Raw genomic sequence first — 1749 nt, forward strand, 5'->3', positions numbered from 1 at the left:
GTGGCAAACCAGTTGTTATCGACTTAGATAATGATGGCTTGGAAATAATTTCTCTGGAGGAAGCCTCAGTTCATTTTGATTTTGACAATGACGGCTTTGATGAACTGACAGCTTGGATCTCCCCTGACGATGCATTGCTTTTTTGGGATGCACAGGGTGATGGTGAAGTACACAATTCTTTTCAAATCGCATTTGCTGAACTTACTGGTGACAACTCTGAAGACACTGACCTGCAAGCTCTTGAAGAGATTTTTGACAGTAATCACGATGGTGTCTTTGACGAAATAGATGAGCGTTGGTCAGAATTTAAACTTTGGCAAGATAAAGACAGTGACGGGACGGTTGACGATGGTGAGCTCACAAGTTTGAGCGAACGTAACATCGCGCAGATCAGTTTTTCATACACCGATCCGACAAAAACAACCTTAAATGATGGGACCACCATACACGGGCTAGCGCAGGCAACATTAAATGACGGGACTAACCTTACCGTTGGCGATGTCGCATTTGCAACTAGCCGCTGGGGTTTCAATGACATTGTAGATGCTAATGCGCTTCACCTTGAATCAAATCAAGGATGGCACTTCTATGCAGCAACCAACAGTGCAGGTGTAGATAAAAACTTCAATACTGCGGTCGTTGCCACAGGCAGCATTAGTGATGATCGGCTAGATGCTACCAACTCCCTTAAGACTGCATACCTAGACGGCGGAGCGGGCGATGATATCCTCCTTGGAGGGTATGGGAATGATGTGCTCTGGGGAGGACAAGGGAACGATACGTTACATGGCAGCATTGGGTCCGATTTACTCCAGGGAGGGGCAGGTGCTGATCAGCTCGATGGCGGAGCTGGTAGCGATACGGCAACATATGACCAAAGTATTGCCGGAGTGACTGTGAATCTAACGACGGGACAAGGTCATGGTGGAGATGCTGAAGGGGATACTCTTACTTCAATTGAGAGCCTTATCGGCTCTAAGCACCATGATACTCTCATCGGAAGTGATCAGGATGACAGCTTGAATGGCCTGGATGGAGATGACCACCTATCAGGCGGTGTTGGTAACGACATACTGAACGGTGGAAGCGGCAGCGATATACTTGACGGTGGGGCAGGTGAAGATACAGCCTATTATGGTGCTTCACAAAACGGGGTTTCTGTCGATCTTACATCAATGCTAGCCACTGGTGGAGATGCTGAAGATGATACTCTTTCCAGCATCGAAAACTTGATCGGTTCTAATCATAATGATGAGCTGCGAGGTAACGCAGAAGCAAACAAACTATATGGAGAGGCTGGCGACGACCACCTTATCGGCGAAGACGGTGATGACACTCTGTCAGGAGGGGCTGGAACAGACATTCTGCAAGGCGGAGCTGGCGACGACACTTATCTCGTCGGATTGGGTCATGGTGCTATCGGGATATATGATTCCAAAATACAGACAACTGTTCATACAGACCGGTATTTGGCCGGATATCGTGGGCAGACGGCCGTTTACGGCACTCGAACAACAACAACCAAAGAATTCATTAATGCAGGTGAAGATACATTAAAGTTCGCTGGATCTATTTCAGTTAACGACCTTTCATTTGAAAAGCATGGCGATCATCTAGTCATAGCAATTAACTCACTAAATGAAGAAGGTTCGGCTCTCCTTCCATTATGTAGGGTCTTTAACCCTTGTTTCATAAGGGATATAGTGAGCTATCAATAACTGGAATGTCGCGGTTTTTATGAGCCAAATC

1 protein-coding gene is annotated in these 1749 nt (G+C 46.7%); it reads left to right on the forward strand.

Annotated elements, in window-relative coordinates:
• Positions 1 to 1718, forward strand: a 1718-nt coding sequence (locus PPL9_RS31885) for a calcium-binding protein (RefSeq protein WP_161831223.1), incomplete at its 5' end; no start/stop codon positions are given.
• Positions 1719 to 1749: the final 31 nt, after the last annotated feature.

It is taken from the genome of Pseudovibrio sp. POLY-S9, assembly GCF_001431305.1.
In the GTDB taxonomy this organism is placed as follows: domain Bacteria; phylum Pseudomonadota; class Alphaproteobacteria; order Rhizobiales; family Stappiaceae; genus Pseudovibrio.